The sequence below is a fragment of the Aquabacterium sp. UBA2148 genome (assembly GCF_002328915.1).
Taxonomy (GTDB): domain Bacteria; phylum Pseudomonadota; class Gammaproteobacteria; order Burkholderiales; family Burkholderiaceae_C; genus Aquabacterium; species Aquabacterium parvum.
Map to the genome: position 1 here is coordinate 1 of NZ_DCXA01000325.1, position 6,547 is coordinate 6,547.

Here is a 6,547-nt window from a genome sequence, read left to right on the forward strand (position 1 = left end):
ACCCGCCTCGTCCCGCACCACCACCGCCTTCAGGCGCAGGGCGCGGTTGAGCGGCCAAGCCCGCCAATCGGGTTGCCAAGCCAGCATGGCGTCGGCTGCCGCCTCGGCCATCAACTGGGCGACCGGTCCATCCGCCGCATGGACGGGCGGAGGCGAGTCCGTCGATGCGCCTTGCACAGGCAGGAGTTGGGCGTTCACTGGATCTGCTCCGCCACCTGGAAGATCGGCAGGTACATCAGCACCACGATGCCGCCGATCAGCACGCCCATGATCAACATCAGCGCGGGGCTGATGACCTTGCCCACCCATTCGGTGAAGCGGGCCAGCTCTTCGTCGTAAAACGTGGCCGCGCGCTCGAGCATCGGGCCGAGTTCGCCGGTCTGCTCGCCCACGCGGATCATGCGCAGCGACACCGGCGTGCACAGGCCGTTGGCTTGCAGCGCATCCGACAGGCGCGTGCCCTCCTGCACCTTGCGCCGCGCGCTCACCAACGAGGGCCGCAGCGACGGGCCCACCAGCTCCAGCGTGGCCTGCAGCGCCGGCACCACGGCCACCCCGGCCTGCAGCAGCAAACCCAGCGTGCGGTACAGCGAGGCCAGCTCGATCAAACGCAGGCGCGGCCCGATCACCGGCGTGCGCCAGAGCCGATCGGCCGCTGCAGCGCGCACCGAAGGCGAACGCCAGGCCGCCAGCGCCATCAGCACCAGGCCCACCAGCACCATGACGAACCACCACGGATGCGCCCCCACCGCCGTGCCCAGCTTGAGCAGCAAGCCCGAGAGCACCGGCAGTTCGCCACCCATGCCCTCGTAGATTTCGGCAAAGCGCGGCACCACGAAAACGGTCAGGAAGGCCATCACCAACAAGCTGGCCGAGATCAGGATGAGCGGATAGATGGCCGCGCCCACCAGCTTGTCGCGCAAACCCGTCACCCAGGCCAGGTAAGCGGCGTGCTGGCGCAGCGCCTGCGGCGTCTGGCCGGTGCGCTGGCTGGCTTCGATGGATGCGATCAACAGCGTGCTGAAGGCATCGGGCTGCTCGCGCATGGCCTGCGCCAAAGGACGACCTTCGGAGAGCGCCATGTTCAGCCGCGACAGCACCCGCGCCACATCGGGCGACGACTCCTTCTCGCGCAACGTGGCGATGGCCTCGAACAGCGGGATGCCGGCGTCCAGCAGCACGGCCAGCTCCTGGCAGAACAGGCGGCGCGGGAAGGCCCCCTGGCGCCGAGCCAATGACTGTTGCCACCAGGGCTGCTTCGTCGCGCCACGCTGAGCGTGCGCAGTTTGGGTGGGGCGGTTCATCGGCAGGCCTGCACTCACCAACTGGTGATGTCCTGGTCTTCGCCACCACCGCCTTCGCGGCCATCCTTGCCCAGCGTGAACAGGTCGTACTCGCCATGCTCGCCGGGTGCGCGGTAGCCGTAGTCGCGGCCCCACGGGTCCTTGGGCGGCGCCTTGCGCAAATAGGGCCCCCACCAGCGCGTCTCGCCAGCGGGCTGCACCCACAGCGCGCCCAGACCTTGTTCGGTGCTCGGGTAGCGGCCGGTGTCCAGGCGGTACTGGTCCAGGGCCTTGCTCAAGGCATCGACCTGCGCCGTGGCCGTCTTGCTCTCGGACTTGCCGATCTGCTTGAAGAACTGCGGCCCCACATAACCTGCCAGCAGGCCAATGATGACCAGCACCACCAGCAGCTCGAGCAGCGTGAAACCCAAGTGACGACTCGCATGCCCCCTCGCATGAGCCACGCGTGCAACCGAACCCGTCACCGACCGACCGGCAACCGAAACAACAGGGACGAGTTCAGCCTGCACCCCACAGCGGGGCGCTTGACGCGTGATCATCGGGACAATCCTTCCTGCGCTGGCCCGAGGCCTGGAGTGGGCCCGGTCAACGCGACAGGCGTGATCCTATTGGCCCATCCCTGACAGCTTTGTGACAGCCGCCCCGACCATGCCCCCTTCATGCGAGGGACACACGGCCCACCTAGCCTGCTGAGCAGACCGAGGCCCCGCGCCCGGCCTGCCCAACACCCCAAGGAGTCCCCAGAGATGTTCGTCCGCACCCTGAGCGCCTTCGCGCTGGCCATCGTGGCCCTGAGCACCCACACCGCCGCCACCGCCACCGAGTCGGCTCACCACGTTGCCCACCAGATTGCTGCCACCAAGCCCCTGCTGATCGCCCACCGCGGCGCCTCCGGCTACGTGCCAGAGCACACGCTGGCCGCCTACTGGCTGGCCATCGAACAAGGCGCCGACTACGTCGAGCCCGACCTGGTGAGCACCAAGGACGGCGTGCTGGTCGCCCGCCATGAAAATGCCATCGCCATCGTCGATGCCTCGGGCGCCATCAAGGAAGCCACCACCGACGTGGCCGATCGCCCCGAGTTCGCCGACCGCAAGACCACCAAGCTGATCGACGGCGTGAGCATCACCGGCTGGTTCACCGAAGACTTCACCCTGGCCGAGCTCAAAACCCTGCGCGCCCGCGAGCGCCTGCCCCAGCTGCGCACCGCGAACACCCGCTTCGACAACATGCTCGAGGTGCCCACCTTCGAAGAAGTGCTGCAACTGGTCGCCCAAGCCAACGAGCGTCGCCATCAGCAGGCGCTGGCCAAGGGCGGCTGGAAGGCCGCGCTGAAGGTCAAGCCCATCGGCGTCTACCCCGAGACCAAGCACCCCACCTACTTCGACGGCATCGGCCTGTCGCTGGAAGAGCCGCTGGTGCGCACGCTGCACAAACACGGCTATCGCTTCAAGACCTCGCCTGTGTTCATCCAGTCCTTCGAGGTCAGCAACCTGCAGGACCTGGCCAAGATGACCCGCGTGCCCCTGGTCCAGCTGCTCAGCGCCTCCGGCAAGCCCTACGACTTCGTCATCAAGGGCGACGCGCGCAGCTACGCCGACCTGGCCAAGCCCGAGGGCCTCAAGGAGATCGCCCGCTACGCCAGCGGCATCGGCGCCAACACCAACCTGATGATCCCCTTGGTGTCGGGTCGCCTGGGCACCCCCACCTCGCTGGTGCAGGACGCCCACGCCGCCGGCCTGATCGTACACGGCTGGACCTTCCGCGCTGAAAACATCTTCCTGCCCAACGAGTTCGACAGCAGCGCCAACCCCGCCGACCTGGGCGACATGGCCGGCCAGGTCAAGGCCTTCCTCAGCCTGGGCATGGACGGCTTCTTCACCGACCACCCCTTCCTGGGCAAGCAGGCGCGCGACGCCTTCGTGGCCGGCGAGTGAGCTTGACCGGGGGGCGGGCCGCAGGTCCAATCGGGCCATGCCCGCCCCCACCCACCTGCTCTACCTGCACGGCTTTCGCTCCTCACCCAAGTCCTTCAAGGCGCAGCGCCTGGCCCGTGCCGTGCAGGCGCTGCAGGCGAGCGGGCAGCAACTGGTCTGGTGCTGCCCACAGCTGCCTCCATCGCCGCAGCAGACCATGGCCGAACTGCGCGAGCTGACCCAGCACTGGCCAAGCGAGTCGACGGTCGTCATTGGCTCTTCCCTGGGGGGCTTCTACGCCACGGCTCTCTCCCGTGAGCGCGGCTGCCGCTTCGCCGTCATCAACCCGGCGGTGCAGCCCGCGCGTGACCTCGCCCGCCACATCGGCGAGCAGTCTTCTTTCCACGACCCCGAAGCCCGGTTCTTCTTCCGCGAAGAATTCATCGAGCAGTTCCGCGCGCTCGATCCCTACCCCATCGACCACCCGGAGCGCTGCTGGGCCCTGATCGCCGAGGGCGACGAGGTCCTGGATTGGCGAGAAATGGTCAGCCATTACCAGGGTGCGCGCATCCACCTGCTCGATGGCAGCGACCACGCCGTCAGCGATTTCGACGAGCACCTGCCCCTGCTCATGCGCTGGCTGTTCCCCTGAAATCAAGCCAAAAAAAACGGGCCACTCGGGCCCGTTTGCTTCGATGCGGAGGCACTCGCCTCGGGCGGGGGCAAGCCCGCCGCACATCACTTCTTGTTGCGACGGCGCAGCAGCACGCCACCCACCACGGCAACGCCGGCGACCAGCATGGCCCAGGTGTCGGCCTCGGGCACCGGCGAGACCACCGGCAGGTTGCCCTGAGCCGCGACCACATTCGGATCCAGTTGCTGAGTCGCGAACGCGGCGGAAGAAGACACGGCAGCAGCCAGGGCTGCGGCAACAAAAACAAATTTCATGGTGAAGACCTCCAAAGTGGGACGCGATGCGTCGTCTGGGGGCAAACGAGCCTTGTCAAAGGCCACAAATTGCTTACCACCGCATCTGTGACTTAATTCTCACACGACCATGGTCTTTTGGGCACCCCCAACCCGTCCAAAGTGCATCGCGCTGTGAGGGTTTTTCACCATGCGCACGGCACCTGCAACCGGGGCCTGCCAGCCGGGCTCGGGCGCCCAGCCCCGAAGTGGGACAATCGCGCACCGAAAACGCTCCAGACCCCGATCCCCCATGTACGCCCTGTTCGACGACGCCGGCAAATTCCTGGCAGGCCGCGTGATGTCCGAAGCCGACGCCTCGATGCAGATCGAGCTCGACTCCGGCAAACGCGTGAAGGCCAAGGCCGCCAACGTGCTGCTGAAATTCGCCAAGCCGGCCCCGGCCGAGCTGCTGGCCCAGGCCGCCGCCCAGTCGACAGACATCGACCTGGACCTGATCTGGGAAGTCGCCCCGGCCGAAGACTTCGGTTTCGACGAGCTGGCGCGGGAGTACTTCAGCGAATCGGCCGACGCCATTCAGCAGGCCGCCATGCTGATGCGCCTGTTCGAGGCGCCGCACTATTTCCACCGCCGAGGCAAGGGCCGCTTCAAGAAGGCGCCCGAAGACATCCTCAAGCAGGCCCTGGTCGCCATCGAGCGCAAAAAGCAGCAAGCCCTGCAGATCGAGCAATGGGCCCGGGAGCTGGCCGCCGGCACCTGCCCCGCCGCCATCAAGGAAGAGCTCTACAAGATCCTCTTCAAGCCCGACAAGAACGGCCCGGCCTACAAGGCCGTGGTCGAAGCCGCCAAGGCCACGCAGCGCGCCCCGCTCGACCTGCTCAAGGACGCCGGCGCCATCGACAGCCCCTACCAGTTCCATTTCAAGCGCTTCCTGTTCGAGCACTTCCCCAAAGGCACCGGCTTCCCGGCTCTGGATGCGCCGCCGGTCAAGGACGAGCTGCCCCTGGCTTCGGTCAAGGCCTTCTCCATCGACGACTCGATGACCACCGAGATCGACGACGCGCTGTCGGTGCAGGGCCTGGGCACCGGCGCCGTGACCTACGGCATCCACATCGCCGCGCCCGGCCTGGCCATCGCCCCTGGCGCGCCGGTCGACCAGCTCGGCCGTGCGCGCATGTCCACCGTCTACATGCCCGGCCACAAGATCACCATGCTGCCCGACAGCGTGGTGCAGGCCTACACGCTGATCGAAGGGCGTGATTGCCCCGCCGTCTCGCTGTACGTGACGTTCGACGAAGCCACGCTCGCCGTCACCGGCAGCGAAACCAAGCTCGAGCGCGTGCCGATTGCCGCCAACCTGCGCCACGACCAGCTCGACGGCGTCATCACCGACGCCACGCTCAGCGGCGAGGCCCCGGCCGACTACGCCTTCGCGCCCGAGCTGGCCTTCGCCTTCCGCCTGGCCAAGCACCTCAAGGCCCAGCGCGAGGTCGTGCGCGGCAAACCCGAGAACTTCAACCGCCCGGACTACAGCTTCAAACTCATCAGCGCCAATGGCGAGAACACGATGAGCGACGGCATCGAGCCGCAGGGCGACGAACAGGTGATCATCGGCACCCGCGCACGCGGCTCCGCGCTCGACCTGATCGTGGCCGAAGCCATGATCCTGGCCAACAGCACCTGGGGCGGCTGGCTGGCCGAACTCGGCGTGCCCGGCATCTACCGCAGCCAGGCGAGCCTGGCGCCCGGCATCAAGGTGCGCATGGGCACCAAGGCGCTGCCGCACGCCGGCATGGGCGTGGCGCAGTACACCTGGGCCACCTCGCCGCTGCGCCGCTACGTCGACCTGGTCAACCAGTGGCAAATCATCGCCTGCGCCAAGAACGGCCGCACCGCCGCCCTGGTCGCGCCCTTCAAGCCGAAAGACGCCGAGCTGTTCGCCGTCATCTCGAACTTCGATGGCGCCTACAGCGCCTACAACGGCTTCCAGTCGAGCATGGAGCGCTACTGGACGATCAAGCACCTGGGTCAGGCCGGCATCACCGAGCTGGACGCCGCCGTCATGGTCAACGGCCTGGTGCGCGCCGACACCCTGCCCCTGGTCTTCAAGGCCATCGGCGCCGACTCGCTGCCCCGCCACGCCAAGGTGCGCGTGCGCATCACGGGCGTTGACCTGCTGACCCTGGACGTGCACGCCAGCGTCGTCGCACGCCTGGACGAGGCCGAGACAGGCGAAGCACCCCAGGGTGATGCCGGAGACGAGGACGACACCGAGGTGCTGGACAATGCGGGACCGCTGACGCTGGCCATCGACCTGGCCGATGCGGAACCGGGCGAAGCCGCCAGCGCACCACAGGGCAGTACAGGGGGCGCGGCGGCCTGACCGGGCCCCGACACCCA

Annotated in this window: 7 protein-coding genes; 3 read left to right on the plus strand and 4 right to left on the minus strand. The window is 67.6% G+C overall.

Going from position 1 to position 6,547, the window contains the following annotated elements; all coding sequences use genetic code 11:
* The 3 genes from B2W70_RS18130 to gspG form a co-directional block, all read right to left on the minus strand.
* On the minus strand, positions 1-198 hold a 198-nt coding region (locus B2W70_RS18130; protein WP_286747959.1), incomplete at its 3' end, for a hypothetical protein.
* Positions 195-1,304 carry a type II secretion system F family protein gene (locus tag B2W70_RS18135; RefSeq protein WP_286747961.1) on the minus strand — a complete coding sequence of 370 codons (1,110 nt, stop codon included), beginning with the start codon at positions 1,302-1,304 and terminating at the stop codon, positions 195-197. The genes B2W70_RS18135 and B2W70_RS18130, both read right to left, overlap by 4 nt.
* 14 nt (positions 1,305-1,318) lie before the next feature.
* Positions 1,319-1,843 carry a type II secretion system major pseudopilin GspG gene (gene gspG / locus B2W70_RS18140; RefSeq protein WP_083505816.1) on the minus strand — a complete coding sequence of 175 codons (525 nt, stop codon included), beginning with the start codon at positions 1,841-1,843 and terminating at the stop codon, positions 1,319-1,321.
* A gap of 207 nt (positions 1,844-2,050) precedes the next feature.
* On the opposite strand from gspG, the gene B2W70_RS18145 reads away from it, so the two are divergent.
* A complete protein-coding gene (locus B2W70_RS18145) occupies positions 2,051-3,241 on the plus strand; it encodes a glycerophosphodiester phosphodiesterase (RefSeq protein ID WP_286747963.1) in 1,191 nt (396 codons plus the stop codon).
* Between the two features lie 37 nt (positions 3,242-3,278).
* Positions 3,279-3,872, plus strand: a complete 594-nt coding sequence (locus tag B2W70_RS18150) for a YqiA/YcfP family alpha/beta fold hydrolase (RefSeq protein WP_286747965.1) — start codon at positions 3,279-3,281, stop codon at positions 3,870-3,872.
* A gap of 86 nt (positions 3,873-3,958) precedes the next feature.
* Here B2W70_RS18150 and B2W70_RS18155 read toward each other — a convergent pair whose 3' ends face one another.
* Positions 3,959-4,168 (minus strand): PEP-CTERM sorting domain-containing protein, encoded by a 210-nt coding sequence (locus tag B2W70_RS18155; protein ID WP_286747967.1) that lies wholly within the window; start codon positions 4,166-4,168, stop codon positions 3,959-3,961.
* A 271-nt stretch (positions 4,169-4,439) separates the two neighbouring features.
* On the opposite strand from B2W70_RS18155, the gene B2W70_RS18160 reads away from it, so the two are divergent.
* Positions 4,440-6,530, plus strand: a complete 2,091-nt coding sequence (locus tag B2W70_RS18160) for a ribonuclease catalytic domain-containing protein (protein WP_286747969.1) — start codon at positions 4,440-4,442, stop codon at positions 6,528-6,530.
* Positions 6,531-6,547: the final 17 nt, after the last annotated feature.